This window comes from Phormidium sp. CCY1219 (genome assembly GCF_055795085.1).
On the sequence record NZ_JAYFEQ010000347.1, the window covers coordinates 1 to 20,127 of the forward strand.

Below are 20,127 nucleotides of genomic sequence, written 5' to 3' on the forward strand. Positions count from 1 at the left end.
GCTCGCCGTTCTCACTGGCATCGATGCCAATACCCTCGGCGTGGAGGACTTCTTCACTGTCGGGTAATCCCGTAGGGGAAGTGCGAAACGCACTTCCCCCCTACATAAAGTTGTTAACTTGCAATATAGAAGGGACCTGGATGCTTGACAAGTTAGGAATTTTGTGGGAATTCAGGAAAGAGGCGAGGGAAATTTCTCAATTCTTCTCTTCATTCGAGGCGGAGCCTCAGAGTGGGGGTTCCCAGCATGTGCTGGGAACGAGTTATACAGCAATATACCATCAGCCACTTCGACTGGAAACCACCTTGCGAATTAGCATGGGAGCGATATCAGTAACGGGCAAAATATAGTGAGCGGCACCGAGAGCGATCGCTTCTCTAGGCATGCCAAACACCACGCAAGTGGCTTCGTTTTGGGCGATAGTGAGGCCGCCGGCGCGGGCGATCGCCTGCATGCCCTCAGCCCCATCGCGGCCCATGCCCGTGAGCAGCACCCCCAGTACCCCGCGCCCATAATAGTGAGCCACAGACTCAAACATCACCGTTACCGAAGGGCGATGTCCCGAATACGGCGGGGCATTAGAATGAACGAAGCGCCCGCGATTGTCTAACTCCAAGTGCTTGCGTTCAGGGGGAAAATACACCATTCCCGGTTGCGGGTATTCCCCCGGGGGAGCGATTTTCACTGGTAAGTGACATTCAAGAGCCAGCCAATCTACCAACCCCTGCAAAAACCCCTCACTAATGTGCTGTACGCAAAGCACCGGCACCGGGAAATTCGGCGGGAGCTGAGTGAGAATCCCGTACAGTGCTTGCGGCCCCCCGGTAGAAGCGCCGATCGCCACCATCCGGTAAAAGGCAGCCGATGCAGGCGTTGCGGGCGGCGGAACAGAGCGAGACATCACAGAAGAGGGGCGATCGCTTCCCAGGAAAGACCGTTTCCGAGGCGCATCCTCCCCAGACACCCTCACCGACTTCTCCGGTTTCGGCGATGCACAGACAGGCGGGAGCGATCGCGGCGGTGGCGCAGACACACGCGGTTGCGGGCGCACCACCGATACTTCCCCACTCGCAGCAGAGCGTCGATGCAGGGTAAACACCGCCACGCCAGAGAGTACCCGAATCTTCCCAATCAACTCCTGACGAAGGCGATCGAAATTATTCATCATCCCAGAGCGAGGTTTGGGAAACACATCCACCGCCCCCGCCTTCAGCAGCTTAAACACATTATGCGTATCCTCCGCCTGCACCGAAGAACTAATCGCCAAAATCGGGCGCGGGAACTTCGACATCACCTCCTGAGTAAACTCCAGCCCATTCATTTCAGGCATGTGCAGGTCCGTACAAATCACATCCGGTTGAACCTGCGGAACCAACGTAAGACCCTCCACCCCGGTTCGAGCCGTACCCACAATTTCAATATCTGGCGTCCCTCCCAAAAGGCGCTTAAAAATCGTCAGCGCCACCGGAGAATCATCCACCAGTAAAACTCGAATCGGTTTTTTGTTCATTTTCGCTCGCGTACTATCCATTCTAAAAATATTCTCAGAAGCCACCGCCACCCCAAGCACCCCTATCTAAACCAAACGTCGGAGCGTATCTAATAGCACATCCTGATTAAAACTGCTTTTCGTAATATAAGCATTTGCTCCGGCTTGCGCCCCCCGTTTTTTATCTTCATCCCGCGCCAGGGAAGTCACCAACACGATCGGCAACTCCGAATACTCCTGGTGTTCGCGGATTTTGGCCACCAATGCCAACCCATCCATATTGGGCATTTGCACGTCCGAGACCACCGCATCAAAGGTACGAGTCTTAAGTTTATTATAACCATCCAAACCATCCACTGCCGTCACCACTTCATATCCCGCACCTTCCAGAATTCGCTTTTCCTGAGTGCGTGTGGCGATCGAATCTTCTACCAGCAGCACCAGAGGCTTGCTGGGAGCCTCTTCCATCTCCACATCTTCACTGGGTAGCATCGGCGTCGCCTGGGCCATTGGGGCAGAGCGCTGGCGAACCGACTTGAGCAAATCCTGGGGATTGAGCACCATACAGACCTCCCCCGTGCCGAGAATCGTTGCCCCAGAGACATTTCGCACTCGTTGGAGCAATTGACTCTGGGGTTTGAGGACCACATCCTGCTCGTCTACCAACGCATCCACCAACAATCCCAATCGTTCCTCACCGATTTGCAGGATAATACAAGGCCAACTGGACTCCGCAATACTTTGTTCCCGCTCCTCGCGAGCCTCTTGTACGCTCATGCGAGCTGCCATTTTCTGGCGGGGGGACAGTTCCAGCAGATCCGCCAATTTCACCACCGACACCGGATACCCCTCCAGGATTATCGTTTCGCGACCCTCAATCGAGAAAATCTCGCTTTCATGGACCAAGCGCGCCATTTGCACAAACTCCACCGGCAATGCATAAGAAATCTCCTCCACCATCACCAGCAGCACATGTGCCGTTGCCAAACTGGTGCCGAGAGACAGGCGCAGAGTCGTCCCCTCACCGGGGGCAGAGTTCACCTGAATCGTGCCTTTGAGCCGTTCCACATTGGTGCGAACCACATCGAGTCCCACCCCACGTCCCGAGACTTCCGTCACGAAGGTGCGCGTGGAAAAACCCGGGGCAAAAATCAGGGATTGGATTTGAGTCGGCGTCATTGCGGCGAGTTCTTCTTCGCGACAAATTCCGCGCGCGATCGCCGTTTTCTTGATTTTCTCCAGATCCAGTCCGCGCCCGTCATCGCTCACCTCGATAATAATATTCGTTGCGGTTTGGTAGCCCTCGAGGCGAATTGTTGCCTTTGCCGGTTTCCCTTGTGCTTCCCGTTGTTCCGGGGTTTCGATACCATGATCGATCGCATTGCGAATGATGTGCATCAGCGGATCCTTCATTTCCTCCAAAATCCGCTTATCGGCGCGAGTCTGTGCCCCTTGCACAATCAACTCCACCTGCTTCCCTTCTTGTTTCGCTAAATCCCGCACCATGCGGGGAAACAAATTAAAAATCGTCGAAAGTGGCAACAAGCGCAGGGTGCGAATCCCTTCTTCGAGTTCATCGCTAATAATATCCAGTCTGGCATTATCCTCATACACCGCATTTCGCAGACGATTCACCACCTTCCCCAGGCGATCGAGTCGTTCTTCCAGACGATGATGAAAGCCCTGCAATTGCTGTAAAGCCCCATTGCGGTTGCCCTGGGTCACTTCTTCGAGGGCAAAGCGATTGATAAATGCATCTCGACTCCACTCTTCCCACAGGGAAACGATTTCCTCCACCTCCCAGAGGCGATGGGCGATGCGGATTTTGGTCACCGTCAGTTCCCCGGTTTGGGTCATCAACCCATCGAGGTTGCGCGTTTCCACCCGAATCGTGTCGATGCGGTAATTGCTGCTAGGGGCGGTGGACACTGGTGCAGGAGAGGCTTGGTGCGGGGAAGTCGGCGAGGGTGCAGGGGGTTTTTTCTGTGCCTGAGGGAGGGGTTTTGTCGTTCTGGGGGGCGGGGATTCCCGTTGCACCCCACTACCATTGTGATGGTGCGGTGGCTCAGTGGGTTCGGCGGGGGGCGCTGGGGGTTTGGCGCTGGGTCTGTCCCCACCGTTGGACTCTGGGGCGCTGGCGTTGGGTTCTTCTGTAGGGGGAACCGACTCGGAAACGGAGGTGGTTTCCGAGGTGGCGTCCCCTTCTTGGGCTTCGCTTTGCAGGTCCGAGTCTTCCCTCGGTGGTTCTTCTGGGGCGCTGTCTTCGGTGTGGGCGTCTTGGGTGTGGGCGTCTTCGGTATCGACCTGTTCGGTGTCGGTGGGGGAGGACTCGGCGGCGGAATTTTCCCTGTCCGCCGAGTCGGATTTGGCTCCCATCAGGCGGGCGAGGACGTAAAAGGTATTCACTCCGGCGGCTTCGCCGGTGATGCATTCCTCCACCAGTTTGCCGATCGCGTCTAACCCATAATAAAGGCGATCGCACAGGTCTGAGGTGAGGGGGCTTTCCCCTCGTTTTACGGTACCGAGTAGATGTTCCCATTGATGGGCTAGGGTGGCGATATCTTTGACCCCCAACATGCCTGCATCGCCTTTCAGGCTATGGGCCTCTCGCATCAATTCTTCTATTTTTGCCGAATCATCGGGCTGGTTTTCTAGGTGCAATAACCCTTCTTCGAGTTTTTGTAAGTGTTCTTCGCTGGCGACTTTGAAGGTCATCCGCAGCTCTTCGTCTTCAATCATCATGGCGTTGTCTCCTCGATGCATGGATTTGGATGTAGCCTCATAGATTGCCCCTTCATCCAAGATTCCCGCTCCTGTAGTGAAAAGTTGAGGGTGTAGTCCCGGAAGTTGCGATCGCGTTTTCTATGAGTTTGAAAGGGAGAATTTTTATTCCAGTGTGGCTATATTTCTTTGGGGGAGTTTTCTCCCCCCTCGGGGTTTTGCCCATGATGGGGGTTTGGTGCCAGAAAATGTCACACCATCGTCCCGAGATCCCGGGCCAGGTGGTTGAGGGTTTGAGTGCTGGTTTTGGTTTGCGCGATGCCAGTGGCGGTTTCTTGGGCACCGGCATTGAGGCTTTTCATGGCTTCTACGACTTGCTGCACCGCGATCGCTTGTTGCCCCGCCGTCAGGGAAATTTGTTGAGAATTGATGACAATTTCGTTTATCGCTTCCACAATGGTGCCTACGGTTTTTTGCCCCTCATCGGTGACCATCACTGTGCGACGAGTCACCTCTTGGATATCTGCAACCAGGTGATTGATCCGTTCGGCGGATTCTTGGGAGCGATCGGCTAGTTTGCGAATTTCCGAAGCAACGACACCAAATCCTTTTCCCTGTTCGCCGGCGCGCACCGCTTCCACCGCCGCATTCAAAGCGAGCATATTGGTTTGGTTGGCCAAAGAACTCACCACAGTAGCAATTTTATCAATTTGCTCCACTTGTTGGCTCAGGCTGGTAATTTGCTGAGCGATTTGGTCTACTTTCTCCTTGAGTCCGGGGGTGGTGGTGGGGGAGAGTCCCCGCGAGGGAGTGCCAGGAGAGTCCTGGGCGGTGGCGCTATAGCTATCCACCAGGGTCAATACATGTTTGGCGCTATTGAGGGCTGCGTCTGCTTGTTCTGCGGTAGACTTTGCCGAAGCGTTCAACTCGTCCATCGTACTGCTACATTCATTTGAAGCACTGGCTTGATGTGCCGCAATCCGCTCTTGTTCCTCAGCGGCGGCGGCAATTTCAGTGGAACTGGAACTGAGTTGATTGACCGTTTCGCGCAGTTGACGCGCGATCGCATTACTCACCACATAGCCAAACGGAGAAGCGGCGAACACGGCAATGACCACTAAAATGATAAAAATGACGACGGTTTCTCGTAAAACGCGATTGGCAATTTGTCGTTCCTCCTGGGCGACTTCTAATTGTAAATCCATTAATTCGCGCAACTTCGCCGTCACGGGATCGATAACCTTATAAAGAGGGCCGTCAAATTGACTTAATCCGGCGCGATTTCCGGCTTCTAAGACGCGCTCGAGCTGTTGGATTTCTACATTGGCGGCGGCCAATAATTCTTCTAATTCATTCACCAAGGTTTGCTCGCGATCGGTTAAGTAAGTTTCCTGGTAAGCCTCCCACGCTTTTTCGCTCTCTTTTTGGGCGGTGTCTACCTGCGCTATTGCTTGGTTGAGGGTGATGAGGTTGGCATTGGCTTTGTTGACTGCATCGACAATTTCTATGGCATAATTATCGGCAATGAGGTCCAGTTGTCGTAAGGGAATCACGCGATCGTCATAAATCGTGCCCACTTGGCGATCGATGCGGAGAAACGAATAAATCGAATAAGCACTAATTCCGACTAAAATCAACGCCGGAATTACAAAAAAACCCAGGTAGAGTTTCGTGTGTAGCTTTTTGATATTCCCAAACATTGGAAGAGTTCCTATACGATTTGTCTAATGTGTTTGGCGGCTTCATTGAGGTTTTGGGTACCGATTCTAACTTGGGCAATGCCACCGGCGCTGTCTTGGGAAACTTGGTTAAGAGCATTCATGGCTGCTAAAATTTGTTGCAGATCGTTGGCTTGTTCTTGTGCGCCGAGGGAGATTTGTTCTGTGTTTAGGGAAACTTCATCGATCGCATTTTCAACCCCACTCAAAGCATCGGCGGTTTGTTGGGCGATTTGGACGCCTCGTTCCACGGTTTGGGAACCCTCGCGAGTGGCTTTTACCGTGGTATGAATCGCCCGTTGGATATCGGCGACTAGGATATCGATGCGTTCGGCGGATCGTTTGCTTTGGTCGGCGAGTTTGCGAATTTCGGTAGCGACGACCCCAAAGCCTTTGCCATGTTCCCCGGCGCGTACCGCTTCCACGGCGGCGTTGAGGGCTAGCATGTTGGTTTGGGTGGCCAAATCGGTGACCAACCGCGCGATGCTGCTGATTTGTCCGGTGTGTTGGCTTAGGTGCTGAGTTTGTTCGGCGATCGCCGCAACTTTTTCGTGGAGAGTTGCCATTCCTTGCAGGGTTTCTCCCACTGCTGCGGTGCCACTCTCGGTGAGATTGAGGGCTTCCCGGGCGTTTTTCGCCGCACTGTCGGCGCGATCGGCGGCTTGATGCGCCGCCGCATTTAATCCATCTATGGTGGCGGTGGTTTGATTCACCGCTGATGCCTGCTGGGTGACGACTCGCTCCTGCTGTTCCATTGTAACCGCAATTTCTGTGGCCGAGTGCGCGATCGCCTCCGCTTCCAGGGTAATGGTTCGCGCTACACCGGATGAAATCCACAATGCTGCGCCAATGGCTAAAGAGACGAGAAGCAATGACGCCAACAACAACACCCCAATCAGCGATCGCAATGCGGCCCTTGCTTGGCTGGTTCTCGCCGCTAAAAGCTGCTTTTCCGTGCGGCTGAATTCTTGATAAATTTTTTCAAATTCATTCCCCAGTTCGATGCCGATCCCCGTCTCGAACAATTCTACCGCTTCCGCTTGTTTGCCCTCGTTCACTAAGCGGATTATTTTCGTAATAAATGCATCGGAGCTAACTTTAATTTCCCGCAATTTTTCTAACCGTTCTTGTTGTTCGGAAACGATAATCAGCGGTTCGATGGATTCAGAGGCTTCGTGGAATAACTCTAATGCCCGATGGTATTCTTCGATAAAGGCTGGATCGGCATCGGCGAGATACCCCCGACTGCTTGTTTCCATCCCCTGGGCACCCCGCGACATTTGATTGATATTCAAAATGACGTTTTGTACCCGTTCGACTTCTTGAAAAGTGTCGAGCGCTTGCCGAACCGTAGAGGCGATCGGAATCCCCGCCACTATTAAATAAGCGGCGATCGGGACCGTATAGCCAAGTAGCATTTTCGGTCGAAGTTTCACTGGAGTCCACATAAACGGATTTTTCTCATTGAAGACAGAAGTGTAAGCGCGAATCGTTTATTCATTACTCGATACAGCAGGGATTGAGATAAGGCTGAATAGGGTCGATCCATCCGGCAACCCGGATGAGTCCTTCAATTTCCCTTACTTTAACATTTCTTCTCGCTCAATTCCCAATTCTTTTATCATATCCCGAATCACTTGATAATTCGCCGGCTCGGTGGCTTCATAGCGAATTAATTCCCCAAATCCAGTCACCTCAATCTCTTGGTGAGCGTTGAGAATAATCTCTCTCAGTTGCGCTTTTAGCCTTGGGTCTAAATCCTCGCGATAGGTCAGGGGAGACCCGGGCAGCGGATCCGATCGCCACAAAATTAGATTGGTTTGTTTGGTGATAAATCCTTTTTCGAGCATTTTGTCGTAAGAAATATCGCTGTCGGCGGCGGCATCCACCGTGCCGTATTTCACCGCAATTTCCGCTCGATCGTGACTCCCGGCATAGGTGAGTTCTCCAAAAAATTCTTTCGGCATCATCCCGGTGGCTTTTTTGATAGCATAGGTAGGCATTAATGCACCGGAGGTGGATGCCGGATCCACAAAAGCCACGGATTTCCCTTGCAAATCTTCTAAGGATTTAATGCTCGAATCCCTAGGAGCCACAAAAATACTATGATAAGTAGATTTCCCATTGTATCTTACCCCCACGGCAAAGGCTTCTGCTCCCGCTTCTTCTTCCGCCAATACATAGGAAAGCGGCCCAAAAAATGCCAGATCCACTTTATCTTGTTTCATCCCTTCAATGATTCCCCCGTAGCTGGTAGCCGTAAAGAATTCTACCCGGCGTCCGAGTTTCTGCTCTAGGTAAGCACGCATAGGCTCGAATCGCTGTTCCATTTTGTGGATTTGTTCCGCAGGAATTAAGCCTAAAACCACTGGTTCACTGGCTAAGGCAATGGATTGCCTGTTCTGGCTTTCACAAGCAACCACCAGCGGCAATAACAGGAATAAGGCGGTGCAAAGTTTTCGGCAAAACATCATTGACTTCCTCTTTTTTGAACTTAGATTAAATAAGATCGGGTATTTTTTCCATCAAACGCTCCCGCAATCATCGATTTACTGACAAGCAGATGGTAGGGTGGACAGAGCCACTTTCAGAGGTGCCGATCGCGCATCTATTCTCGTGCCTGCCCACCCTACAAACTTAAACCGAACAACCAATGACAAAGGTAGTTTCTCCTTGGTCATTTGTCCTTGGTACTTGGTCATTTGTCCTTAGTCCTTGGTCATTTCTCCTTGGTCCTTGGTCATTTCTCCTTGGTCATTTGTCATTGGTCATTGGTCCTTTGTGGTTTGTCATTTGACCATTGACCATTGACCATTGACATTATTTTTTCCCAAAGAATCACACCATGTTTTTGAGAGCGATCGCGGTTTGGTTGAGGCTATCGGTACCGACTTTGGCTTGGGTAATCCCATTGGCAGTTTCCCTGGCAATTTGATTGAGGGCATTCATGGCATCGAAGACCTGTTCGATCGCGACTGCTTGCTCGCCAGAATTGCGGGAAATTTGTTGAATGTTTCCCACAATTTCATTCATAGAGCGAATGACGATATCCAGGGTTTGGGTTCCGTTGTGGGTGACGCTGACGGTATCCTGGGTGGCGGTTTCAATCTCTTTAACTAGGGTATTAATCTGTTCGGCACACTGACGCACTTCGTCGGCGAGTTTGCGAATTTCGCTAGCAACCACACCAAATCCTTTTCCCGCATCACCCGCACGCACGGCTTCCACTGAGGCATTGAGGGCGAGAATATTGGTTTGATTGGCAATATTGCTGACCAGGGTGGCAATGGTCTCAATTTGACGCACTTGCTGCCTGAATCCTTGAATGCGATCGCTGATTTGTTGTACGCTTTGTTTGAGGGTTTTTTCGGTAAAAAAACTCTCGGAAGAGAGAGAGTTAAAATCCCCAGGGGTTTCCTTACCATTCCCTAGTTTTTTCCGGTCAAACTCTAGGGAAGAATCCATCCTCTGTGCCGGAAGAGAAAACTCATTGCTGGCGGGGCGCTCCTCAGGAGCAAAATTTGTTTCTGAAGCGGACAACTGAAGGAAGCCAACCCTCGAGTTTGCCCGGGAATTTTTGGCGTTGCAATCCACCAGATTTAACACGAAGCGCGCATTTTGAGCCGCAGATTCAGCTTGTGCTGCTGTAGCTTTTGAGGAGGCGCTTAACTGCTCCATTGAGGTGGTGGTTTGATTCACGGAACTAACCTGCTGCATGGCGGCGCTTTCTCGATGTTTGAAGCTGGCGGCAATTTCTGTAGAGGAGCTAGTTAATTCGGTGAGGGTGCGATAAATTTGGTCTCGAATGCTAGCGGCAATTTGTAGTGCAATTAATAAAATGACAAGGCTGCCAATGGCGGTTCCCCAGATGGAAATCGCTTTTGCTAAATCCAACTCTGCATTGGTTTTCGCTTGTTTTGCCGCCAATATTTTCCGCTCTTGCGCGACAAAATCGTGGTGCAATTTTTGCATTTCTCGGATAAGTTCGCTACTGCGATCGGTGGAAAAAATTCTCACCGCTTGTTCTCGGCGATCGGTGGAGGCAAACTCTAGCATTTCCCGCTGTTGATTTTCCAGTTCTTTTCCCAGTTCTATATAGTTTTGGAACCGCTTTTTTTGTTGGGCATCTTCGAGGGTTTCGATTTGCGGTTCTAACCGACGAACCTGGGTGTGATAGGAGTTGAGTCCGATGTCAAATCCCTGACGATGACGTTCTTTTTGATTGACCAAATACCCCCGCATTGACCGCTCCATGCGAATGGCATGAAGGGTAGCTTCTCCTAAGTGATTGACTATCTCTCGAGAGTGATTAATTTCGGCGTGAAGTTCTTCAACTTTGCTAACCTTCTCAGAGAGGAGTCCTGCAAGAAGACCACAGATCGCCAGTGGGGCGATCGTACAGGCGACGATTCGACCTCTGAGTTTAAATTGACCGAACATATAGAATAGCTCCTGAATTGCTGCGGGTTCGTCTGGACGGGCGACGGAGGATAAATCCATCCGGTTTGTTTGCATGAGTACGTTAAATCAGAGGGCAATTGGTTGCAAATTACCCCGGATACCTCAGTAATAGTTTCCTAAATTTTGCAGGGTTTGAGGTTAAGTCCGGTTTAAGGAAAAAATTAAGATTTTATAAAATGGAAAAGCTTAATAAAAATTGAAGAATTACACCTTCAAGGCGGATGAACTGACCTGGAGTCTGAAGGAGTGAAACTATTTTAGAGGGTTCCAAGAATTGGCCGCTAATGCCAAGGGCAAACGGCTTTACCACCCTAGCTATTTTCGAGTATAGTCAAGCGGGAGATGGCTCGCGAGTTTTGACAGGTTTTTTTAAGATTTAAGTGGTGGGATTTCCGGTTGTAGAATCCTGAGGTGGTTTTTATGCAAAAAAAATTTAAAGCAGCAGGCCGATCGCCCCACTGCATCTCGGAGACACGATCGCTTCGGGAAGTCGTGACGGCGGCATGAGCGGGCGATCGGCCCTAATCTCGATCGCTGCCAGAGTATTAAACTTCTTCTTTGAGCCTGATTGCTGCCTGATTGAGCTGCTGAATCCCAATTTTAGTTTGCGCGATGCCGCTGGCATTTTCTTGTGCCGATTGATTAAGATTGTTCATCGCCTCCACCACTTGCTGAATTGCCACAGCTTGTTGTTTGGCACTCAAAGAAATTTGTTGCGCGTTCACCGAAATATTGTTGATAACGGCGACAATACTTTCCACGCTGCGCGTGCCATCTTTCATCACCACCACGGCAGAATTGGTGGCATTTTGAATATCCACCACTAATCCGGTAATTTTTTCGGCGGATTGCTTGCTGCGATCGGCCAGTTTGCGGATTTCCGAGGCAACCACGCCAAACCCTTTGCCATGTTCTCCCGCGCGCACCGCTTCTACGGCGGCATTCAGTGCCAGCATGTTGGTTTGATTGGCAATTTCGCTGACTAAATTGGCAATTTTATTGATTTGATTAACCTGTTCGGTTAAATGTTGAATTTGAGTGGCAATTTGCTCCACTTGTTCCCGGGTAGACTCGGCAGTGTCGGCAGATTGTTCGGAAGAAGCGGCCAATTCGTCCATCGTAGTGGTGGTTTGGTGAACTGCACTGGCTTGTTGGTTGGCCATGCGTTCTTGCTGTTCGCTGGTCGCGGCAATTTCTGTGGAAGAAGAGGCAATAGTAGCGGCGGTGTCGTTAATGGTTTCCGTAATGCGCGTGGCGATCGCCCAGCCCAAAATCAGCGCTACAACCACGGAAGTTGCCGTACTCAGAAGCACAACTTGAGTCAAAAATTCCAGCATATTTTCGACTCGATCGTTTTTTTCGTCCAGAAGTTGGCCTTCTACAGCATTAAATTCCGCCAGCTTTTCTTCAATATTGCTCGTTACCCGCTGACGCTCGGCTGAAGAATAGATTTCCAATGCTTTTTCTCTTTGGTTTTGTCGCACTAAGTTCACAAAACTGCGATTAAACTCAATCGAGTCTTCTGCCAATCGCACAATCTCATTTAGCCGACGTTTCTGCTCCTCGTTCTTCACATGTTCTTGCAAATAAAGCATGGAGTCATTATAAGTCGCAATGGCTTCATCGATGTTCTTTAAAATTGCGGGTTCCGGGTCGAGCAGATAGCCCCTCCCGCCTCGGTGAATTGCAGCAATACTCCAGGCAATGCGATCGGAACTCCTCACCAGTTGTTTGCCAATTTCTGCGGTGAAAACCTGTTGTTTGACTTGTTTGACCGTCCCATAGACTACACTGGCTGCCACAATCGAGAATAATAGGGGAATGGAATATCCCAATAAAATCCGCGATCGCAATTTTAAACCCTTAAACATTCTGCCGTCCTCTTGCAATGATGCTCGCTGATTAATTCATGTGAATCAAGTGGCTTTTTTCGATGCCCGCTCTAAAACATACCATTTTAACATATTGAGTAGCAGAAGCTTCCCACAGCTCGGCCATTCCCCACGGATGATTGCCGGGGAATATTTCACCCTTCAAACACTACAGTGCCTCCCTCACCTGTCCCCATCAGTTGGATTCCATTTTTTGTATCTACAGGGTTAACATGGGATGGCTTGGGCTACCATTGCTGGGGTGTTTTTCTCCGCTAATTCCATTATAGATGCCCTGGCTTCTGCTGAAATAATTTGTCCGGCTTTTGGTTAGATCCCCAGTGGGTTAAACTTTTATGTTTGTCAATGAAATTGTATTACATCCTACAGAATTTTAATCTAGGGATGGGCTTCCACCACTGCAATTTAAGTGGCGTTTGGCGGCGGGTCAAATTTGCGCCGACATCGGTTGAGGCACAGATGATTGAAGACTTTCGCGCGCTCAACCCTTGCCCCGTCTTGTGGGGGTGCGATCGCTATCTTGTCCGGTGCAGACCCTCTACATTTCTTAATTTTCTCATAAATTTTTCTGAAAATTTTTAAACGAAGCTTAATTTTCTTTAAGTTTTATATCTTTCGCGATCGTGAGGCTCGGGCAACTGTATTGAATTGGGGATTGGTAACTGATGAGAGCGATCGCCTTCAAGAGGGGGTGAAGGGAAACCCACGCCAAGTGAAGTGACCTTTGCGGCGTAGGAAACCCACACCGGAAGGGGCAACCCCGAACCGGCTAAATTGCAGGGGCACATGCGATCGCATCAGGGCTATTTTCTCTCCAAGTAATTTAATGGAGCATTGTACCACAACAGTGGCGATCGCGGCGAGGAAACAGTGTAAGGGTGTAGAGGGATCGCCCGGTTAGGCGGAGTTTGGCGCGCGATCGCTCCACACCACAGAAAAAGAACCTGCGATCTGCATTGACTTGAGAATCCCCAAGCATTTTGTGAAAGAAAAACAACCTGGGCAATGCTCCTGTATTTTCAACCGCAAATGTTAAGCAATAGTGATTCTTATTGTGCCAACCTGGAGACGGGATGAATCGCCTCTCTACAAGAAAACTAATGACCGAAAATCGATGAGCGAAGACCGATAAGCGAGGATCGATGAGCGAGAACAAATAACTGAGGGTGCCTATGAGGCGGTAGCCCCACTTATCCATTTAAAGCATATCTTGCAGATGGCTCGTGGCCATGTTAAGTTTTTTAAGGTGAATTTTTGTGTCACTCATGCCAGTAGCCGTTTTTGCCGCATGGTGATAACTTTCGTCGATTTGCTCGAATAGTTCTTGAACCGCGATCGCCTGCTGCTTGCTGTGCTGGTAAATTTCGCGAGCATTTGCATTCATGCGCTGGATTGCCCGAGAGAGGGGTTCGTATATTTTAGTGCCCTGTTCGGTGTCACTCACTGAGGAATGCAATCCCGTTTCGAGACTGTTCACTAAAGCATTCAAGCGATCGGCTGATTTTTGGCTTTCACTGGCCAATTGTCGCATTTTCATTGCCATCACATCAAAACAATGACAGGGCCAACTTGGTCTTTGTGCCTCCACCCCTGCATTGAGCGCCAACAAATTGGTTTGAGACGCCAAAGAACTCACCTGATGCGCCAGTTCGTAAACCTGAGCCATTTGCTCGCTTAACTGCTGAATTTTCCCGCCAATTTCTTCGATTTGCTGGGTACTCGCTTCGGTTTGCTTCGCATAGTTTTGAGAAGAAACCCGGAGATGTTCCGCCAAAGCGGTGGTTTCCCGCAATACCGCCACCTGTTGCTTCATTGCAGTTTGCTTCAAATAGATATCGTGGGTAATATCTTTCGCAGAAGATTTAAGCCGAGTACCCACATCAATGAGTGTCCCGGAAATTTGCTGCGCCAACCACAGTCCTAGGGCGATCGCCAGAGTGGTTAACCCCAAGCTCGCCACCCACAACCCATTATTCAACGATAAAACAGCGGCTTTCGTTTCCTGCTCGGTAGCCGCCTGCAGTTGATGTTGTCCCGCGATAAAATCCTCCAATACTCGAGTCAATTTCCGAGTGAGGTCTTGGCTGGGTGCCGCACCAAATGCACGAATTGCTTGCTCGGTTTTATTGGCTTTCCTCAACCGAATTAAATAGCGATTAAGCGTATCGATTTCGGTAACTAACTGTCGAATATTCTCCAAGCGTTTTAATTGTTCCGGGTCTTCCACGCCACCTTCGAGAAAATCAGCCGATTGAGCAAATAACTGCGCTCCTCGTTCGTAGGCGAGGGATACATCCGCGTCGGGTTTGAGCAGAAAGGTGGCGCTATAGTGCTGCATCTGAGAAATCCCATCCTGGATGCGGTGGGAGACGGTCAGGACTTTTTGCATCTCGGCATAAGTTGCTACCTTGCTATCCACGATTTCAGTATGGTGGGAGACAATCGTTGCAAAACCCAAGCAGAGAAACAGGAGCACTGAATATCCCAAAAATATCCGGCTTCTGAGTTTTATCGGGTGCTTTAACATGAGTTAGGGGGGCAAAAAACATCACATCTGGCTCATCATTCATTACTGAGACCGAAGAATCCAGAATCCAAATCCCCCAATTTTCCGTAAAAATTCCCCGAGGGTGGGTATCGAGAAATACTCTCGGTTTTCCTCGGTTCGGTTGTGGATGATTTGCGATCGCCCATCCATCCCGCATCCTCCCTAGGGGGGTCTTTAACCGTGGAAAAATAAAGAGAAAACGGGAACTTTTTTAGCCACCCGGATGCCGGGTAATAGTTTCAATTGAAGAAATAAAATAATCGGCGTTTTCTGCAAGCTTTCTCCTGGCTCGGTTACGCGAATTTTGGGGAAATGCCTTCTTCACCGTTAAAATTCATTTTGGGTTTTTTATCCGTTTTCTTTCCGGCGTCGGCTTAGGAGCCAGGGTCTTCATTGACCTCCAATTCGCCTCGAGTCAAAATTTTCGGTAAATCGAGCAAACTCATCATTTTTTCGCGATAAGGAGCGGTTCCGCGCAGGTATTCATCATTCGCAGAATGTACCGCGGCGGGAACCGGCGTCAGTTCCGATGGATGTAGGTACATGACATCGCAGACTTCTTCAATGGTAATTCCGGCTATCAGGTCATCTAGATGAACGACCATTGCCTTTGAGCCTTCTGAAATCGAACTCATCGGCATGTTTAAAACAGCGCGAATATCGAGTAAGGTAATGATTTCACCTCGGAGATTCATATTTCCGAGGATACGATCCGGACAGCAAGGTATCGGAGTAATTTGGCGAATATCAGTAAATTCCCGGACGATATTTAGGTCGATTCCAAAATATTCTCCGTTTAAACCCACCACAGCGATCGGCATCAACCCGGTAAAATCTTGAGTGTCGGTGGGTTGCATTAAATTTTGCGCTCGCTGTTGAAAAATCGCCATGTCTTCGGCGGAAACGTCCCACCGCCAGGAGCGCTCTTTTCCTTCAATAAAATTTAATTGGGGAGTTTCGATTGTGCTGTTTTCTTGACTGGATGGAGAGTGTTGGGAAAGGCTGGGTTCTACATTTTCCGAAGTTTCCGAATGTTCGATAAGTGGCGCGGGGTTGAGAAGCATGACTAAATCTCCCATTATCTTCGCCATGCCGCAAATGAAACGATGGGAAGAGGCATCCATCTGGCGTCCGTAGTTTAGATCCTTGGCGATCTCTTCAGAACCGATCTGTTGAACTTCATGCACTTGGTTGACGAGTAAGCCCATTTGAACGCCTTTCCATTCTAAGACGATGATGCTATCGGTTATTTTGTAGTTTTGCGATCGGTGTCCGAAGCGCAAATTGAGATCCATGACCGGTAAAATTTCTCCTCGCAGATTGAGAACGCCTACAATATCCGGGGGGGCTTCCTCGATCGCTTTTAATAAGGGAAGGAAGAAAATTTCCTGCACGTAACGGGTCTCCACTCCATAACGTGCGCCGTTTGAGCTAAAAATAAGATAAGTTTGTTGTTCCATCGTTCGGGTACGATTAGGGGAGCTTATGGATGACGATCCTCGAGCATGTTTTGTACGTAACGCCGCAATTCACCGGCAGTCACAGTTTCGGGTCTATCGATAGAGTATTCTGCCGGCAGTTCTTGGAGGATTTCTAGAGCAGCTTTTCGCATTTTATTCGCTCTTTTCATGTCTTTGCCTGCTTGATAGATTGCGGCTAACTCTAAGTATGCTGTAATGGACAAAGGCAGGAGATAAATAATTCGTTTTAGCCAATATTTTGCTTTTTCTACATCTCCTTTTTCTTCAGCAATGCGAGCCATCAGATAATAGGGTTCTACGGAAAGTGAATCGATGGCAATGGCTTGTTTGCAGTAGTGTTCGGCTTGTTGATAGTCTCCCAGATTAGCATATATTTCGGCGATTAGGGAATTGGCACCAAAGTGGCGCGGTTGTAGGCGAACCACTTGCTGGGCTTTTTGTAGTGCAACTTGGACGCGATCGTTGCGAAATAGGGTTTGGGCTTCGCCAAACAGGGTTTTAAGTAAGCTTGACTGATGTTGTTTTTCCTCCGTGGATAAGGATGGGGAGGAATAAAGACCCTGGGGGGTGTTCCGGGTGGTTTGCCGATTGGAACTCTGGAATGGCGGGGGTACGGCGTGGGTTCGCTTTGTCGGTACTGGTTTGGGAATGCTCAGCAACTGAGGTGAGGAATTCGTCAGATTCAAAGAGGAATTGGCACCGCGCTGATAAACCACCGACTGGGGAAAGACTTTGGCGCGGAATTTTCCTAAGTTTTGCCCGTGCAGTTCTGCATGAGCGCTGATTAAATAGCCACCAGGTCTGAGGGTTTGATAAAATTTTTCTAATGTGGTGGCGATCGCCGGCGGGTCAAAATATACAAAAACATTGCGACAAATAATTAAATTCATGTTGGCAATATTCTTGGTGGGGTCGGGAAAGCGATCGCTGACTAAATTTCCCGGTTGAAAGGTGACTAATTTCCGAAATTTTTCACGGATAACCCATTCGTTGTTGCGCCGATGAAAATACTTGGGCATTTCTTCCGGTTCGACTAACCGAAAAGACCAAGAATTATAACTCCCTTGCTTGGCTTTGGCGATCGCCTCGGGATTGATATCGGTTCCTAATATCAATAGATCCCACTTTTCCCAGTCGGGAATCAGTTCGGTGAGCAAAATCGCGAGGGAATAGGGTTCTTCTCCGGTGGAACACCCGGCACTCCACAGACGCAGGGAGGGTTTGGAGGTGCCTTGGGCATACCAAATTTGCCGTTGATGGGCGATCGCTTCGGGTAAAATGATATGTTTTAACAGCCAAAATTGACCTTTGTCTCGAAAGAAATAACTCTCGCCGACGGTTAATAGCATGAGGAGTTCTTTCCATTCTCCCCGCCCCGCGATCGCCCATGAAGTATCGCCCTGCGCGAGTTCCTTTTCGAGTAGCTGATAATATTGTTCGAGAGAGGATAATTTGAGGGCGTTAATTCTACTCCACAGTTTTTTGCCAAATGCCTCGCGATCTTGCGCTCGAATTCGCAAACCGGTGTAGTTTGAAATCAATTGGGCAAAACGTTCTATTATTATAACGTCACTCATTCGGAAAAACCTTGGCATGTAGTAACTTTTTTTCTTTTCAACTCAGCGATTGGATCGGGGGAGTTTTCCCAATAGGGTTTTCCCTCGAATCTGCCCACCCTCAGAGGTTGGAGGCATCCCTGGATCTTCGCCAGTCCACTCCACCGCGATCGCGGATGCATACGCTTAAGGGTACCATAAGGAACTCGGAAATACAGGCTTTCGTGCAATTGAGGGAATCAATACCGACTTTATTTCCCGAGAGCGATCGTTTTGTTCGCCCTCTCTGGGATGATGAAGTTGGCTTCACCATCGGCGTAATGCAACGCCCTGGGCTTCAATTGCCGAGAAATGTGGCAGGCTATACATTTTTTTCGCTCAATTCCTTCCCTGAAGCCCATTTCGGTGCAGGTTGTCCTCATCCCTATTCCGGGGATTATGGGGTTTTGGTTGTTTTGCCACGTTAGCACTTTCTACCTGATGCCAAGCCTTATGCAGGGAAAGGTTTGCTGCGGCGATCGCGCTTTTCGCTAAAGCGATAGGCACTACCGATTCCCGGTTTAGAGGAATTGGCGCTCACATGCAGCTTATCAGCAACGCCCCCTTGTTGCAACCCTTAGCACTGTATTGTTATTTTAACATGACTCATCTCCAGCACTCTTTCCAGAGTACCGATCCTGTGCGATCGCTTCTACCTCAATCGGCTTTATTTTGAGAAGTGCTTCTATCAACCGTCTGCAAACATCCCAAACCATGAATTTTATTAAATTCAGATGTTTTTATAAATTATTCTTAACGCTTTTTTTAATACTCGTCCGCCGGATTTTACGGGATTTGCCATTTTTTTACACTTGTTTTTTTTACGCCATTGCCGGATATTCTGGAAGAGAGAAACTGTTTTTTGTTGAACTGGTGTTTAAATATTTTTCCACAATTTGCAAGACTTTTTCGGGGTGGGGGGGCTTGCTGAGAAAATCAGACGCACCGATTAATTTAGCGCGCGTGCGGTCAATAATGCCATCGTGACTGGTGAGGATAATAATCGGCGTATTGCTGAATAAACTGCTTTGACGCAAAAAGGTGCAGAGGTTGTAGCCATTGGTGTGGGGCATCACCAAATCCAGGAAGATTAAATCCGGTTTTTTTTCAGCCAGGATAGCCACCCCCTGCATCGGGTCATGGATGGCGATCGCCTCGTATCCAGCCGGTCGAAGGATTTGCTCTAGGGCTTTAGCGATCGCAGGACTATCATCGATGCAAGCGATTAAGGGCTTAGCGGGAGTTACGGCGGCACGAATCATTCGCCACTGTTCGATCGCAGAGGGTAAATCCGGCACTTTCTCGAGTTTGATTTTACCTTGTTCGACGAAATGATGTAAAGTCCGGGTAACGCTGATGACAGATTGCTTGCGCTCGATCGCCAAATCCCAAAGGGTATTTTCGCCATTAAACAAGTTATTAAGGGTCAAAAACGATGCCGAACTCACTTGTTTTTGCAAGCGAGGCGGATCGCTCAGAACCGGTGCGAGATCGGGGTCAATGTAGCTCAACCCCATTTTTTGCCATTGTTGCCAAAGATGTTGGGCTTTTTGGAGGATCGCTCGGACATCTGCACAAGACAAAGCAAGATGAGGCGGCATATCAAAGCCAGAGAGCTGAGAATTCCACTGCGTCGTCACCTGAGGAGCGTTAGCGATCTGGAACAACACCTCCAAACCGATGGAGGAGAGGATAGCTTTAGCGGTGGGGACGCTGAGGATACGGTCTGCGATCGCGGTTTGTAGCAGTTGATATTCCCAAGGTTCGCCATCGCGGATCGACTTCGGGTCGATCGCAAAATCCGGGCAGTGTTGGTGCATGGCGCGGGACCAGCGACGGACGCGGTGAGTGCTGTCAATGGCGTACAGAAAGCGTCCGCCATCGAAATAAAAACGCCAGTGCTGCTGGTTGAGCAAAGAAGTTTGGGTTTGGGAATTGCCACGGTCTCGGTTGTGCGAAGATGTCGGTGGAGCGATGGCGCTGTCACGGGGGGGTAAGCGATCGCCTTTTGGGGGATGCGATCGCCTCTGAGCCTGTGAAGGGCTGGCAGATTGCGAGAGCGCGATCGACCATTCCCCAGTTGCTTTTTGGTGCATCAGCGCGGCCAGCTCACCAGCAATTTTTGCACAGCCTGATGACTCGGAAATCATGATAACCTCCGATACGTTTGGAAACCCCCGTGCTTTAGCCGGGGGAGGAAAAACGAACGTGCGGCTTTAGCC

At 49.7% G+C, this 20,127-nt stretch carries 12 protein-coding genes; all 12 read right to left on the reverse strand.

Features of this window, described 5'->3' with window-relative positions; genetic code table 11:
- Positions 1-280 precede the first annotated feature (280 nt).
- The 12 genes from cheB to AC0QH1_RS06270 all read right to left on the reverse strand — a co-directional run bounded on the left by cheB (position 281) and on the right by AC0QH1_RS06270 (position 20,055).
- The gene (gene cheB / locus AC0QH1_RS06215; protein ID WP_324630076.1) at positions 281-1,510 is read right to left on the reverse strand and encodes a chemotaxis-specific protein-glutamate methyltransferase CheB; all 1,230 of its coding nucleotides are present in this window, start codon (positions 1,508-1,510) and stop codon (positions 281-283) included.
- Positions 1,511-1,576: 66 nt separating this feature from the next.
- Positions 1,577-4,228 (reverse strand): hybrid sensor histidine kinase/response regulator, encoded by a 2,652-nt coding sequence (locus AC0QH1_RS06220; RefSeq protein ID WP_442957286.1) that lies wholly within the window; start codon positions 4,226-4,228, stop codon positions 1,577-1,579.
- A 233-nt stretch (positions 4,229-4,461) separates the two neighbouring features.
- Positions 4,462-5,910 (reverse strand): HAMP domain-containing methyl-accepting chemotaxis protein, encoded by a 1,449-nt coding sequence (locus AC0QH1_RS06225; protein WP_324630078.1) that lies wholly within the window; start codon positions 5,908-5,910, stop codon positions 4,462-4,464.
- An 11-nt stretch (positions 5,911-5,921) separates the two neighbouring features.
- Positions 5,922-7,376, reverse strand: coding sequence for a methyl-accepting chemotaxis protein (locus AC0QH1_RS06230; RefSeq protein WP_324630079.1), 1,455 nt, complete (start codon positions 7,374-7,376; stop codon positions 5,922-5,924).
- Between the two features lie 132 nt (positions 7,377-7,508).
- On the reverse strand, positions 7,509-8,402 hold the full coding sequence (gene phnD, locus AC0QH1_RS06235; protein ID WP_324630080.1) for a phosphonate ABC transporter substrate-binding protein: 894 nt from the start codon (positions 8,400-8,402) through the stop codon (positions 7,509-7,511).
- A 364-nt stretch (positions 8,403-8,766) separates the two neighbouring features.
- Positions 8,767-10,428: a methyl-accepting chemotaxis protein gene (locus AC0QH1_RS06240; protein WP_324630081.1), complete on the reverse strand. Its 1,662-nt coding sequence runs from the start codon at positions 10,426-10,428 to the stop codon at positions 8,767-8,769.
- A 506-nt stretch (positions 10,429-10,934) separates the two neighbouring features.
- The gene (locus AC0QH1_RS06245; protein ID WP_324630082.1) at positions 10,935-12,260 is read right to left on the reverse strand and encodes a methyl-accepting chemotaxis protein; all 1,326 of its coding nucleotides are present in this window, start codon (positions 12,258-12,260) and stop codon (positions 10,935-10,937) included.
- Positions 12,261-13,479: 1,219 nt separating this feature from the next.
- The gene (locus AC0QH1_RS06250; protein WP_324630083.1) at positions 13,480-14,700 is read right to left on the reverse strand and encodes a methyl-accepting chemotaxis protein; all 1,221 of its coding nucleotides are present in this window, start codon (positions 14,698-14,700) and stop codon (positions 13,480-13,482) included.
- Between the two features lie 503 nt (positions 14,701-15,203).
- Positions 15,204-16,289: a chemotaxis protein CheW gene (locus tag AC0QH1_RS06255; protein ID WP_324630084.1), complete on the reverse strand. Its 1,086-nt coding sequence runs from the start codon at positions 16,287-16,289 to the stop codon at positions 15,204-15,206.
- Positions 16,290-16,312: 23 nt separating this feature from the next.
- Positions 16,313-17,887: a CheR family methyltransferase gene (locus AC0QH1_RS06260; RefSeq protein WP_324630085.1), complete on the reverse strand. Its 1,575-nt coding sequence runs from the start codon at positions 17,885-17,887 to the stop codon at positions 16,313-16,315.
- A gap of 469 nt (positions 17,888-18,356) precedes the next feature.
- Positions 18,357-18,479, reverse strand: coding sequence for a hypothetical protein (locus tag AC0QH1_RS06265; RefSeq protein WP_324630086.1), 123 nt, complete (start codon positions 18,477-18,479; stop codon positions 18,357-18,359).
- Between the two features lie 247 nt (positions 18,480-18,726).
- Entirely contained in the window at positions 18,727-20,055 is a 1,329-nt protein-coding gene (locus tag AC0QH1_RS06270) for a response regulator (RefSeq protein ID WP_324630087.1), read from the reverse strand.
- Positions 20,056-20,127 lie beyond the last annotated feature (72 nt).

What these genes read in the sequence shown, in the direction of transcription:
- phnD (WP_324630080.1), bottom strand. Translation starts at nt 8,402, where the DNA reads ATGATGTTTTGCCGAAAACTTTGCACCGCCTTATTCCTGTTATTGCCG.
- AC0QH1_RS06225 (WP_324630078.1), bottom strand. Translation starts at nt 5,910, where the DNA reads ATGTTTGGGAATATCAAAAAGCTACACACGAAACTCTACCTGGGTTTT.
- AC0QH1_RS06245 (WP_324630082.1), bottom strand. Translation starts at nt 12,260, where the DNA reads ATGTTTAAGGGTTTAAAATTGCGATCGCGGATTTTATTGGGATATTCC.
- AC0QH1_RS06230 (WP_324630079.1), bottom strand. Translation starts at nt 7,376, where the DNA reads ATGTGGACTCCAGTGAAACTTCGACCGAAAATGCTACTTGGCTATACG.
- AC0QH1_RS06240 (WP_324630081.1), bottom strand. Translation starts at nt 10,428, where the DNA reads ATGGATTTATCCTCCGTCGCCCGTCCAGACGAACCCGCAGCAATTCAG.
- AC0QH1_RS06220 (WP_442957286.1), bottom strand. Translation starts at nt 4,228, where the DNA reads ATGATTGAAGACGAAGAGCTGCGGATGACCTTCAAAGTCGCCAGCGAA.
- AC0QH1_RS06255 (WP_324630084.1), bottom strand. Translation starts at nt 16,289, where the DNA reads ATGGAACAACAAACTTATCTTATTTTTAGCTCAAACGGCGCACGTTAT.
- cheB (WP_324630076.1), bottom strand. Translation starts at nt 1,510, where the DNA reads ATGAACAAAAAACCGATTCGAGTTTTACTGGTGGATGATTCTCCGGTG.
- AC0QH1_RS06270 (WP_324630087.1), bottom strand. Translation starts at nt 20,055, where the DNA reads ATGATTTCCGAGTCATCAGGCTGTGCAAAAATTGCTGGTGAGCTGGCC.
- AC0QH1_RS06260 (WP_324630085.1), bottom strand. Translation starts at nt 17,887, where the DNA reads ATGAGTGACGTTATAATAATAGAACGTTTTGCCCAATTGATTTCAAAC.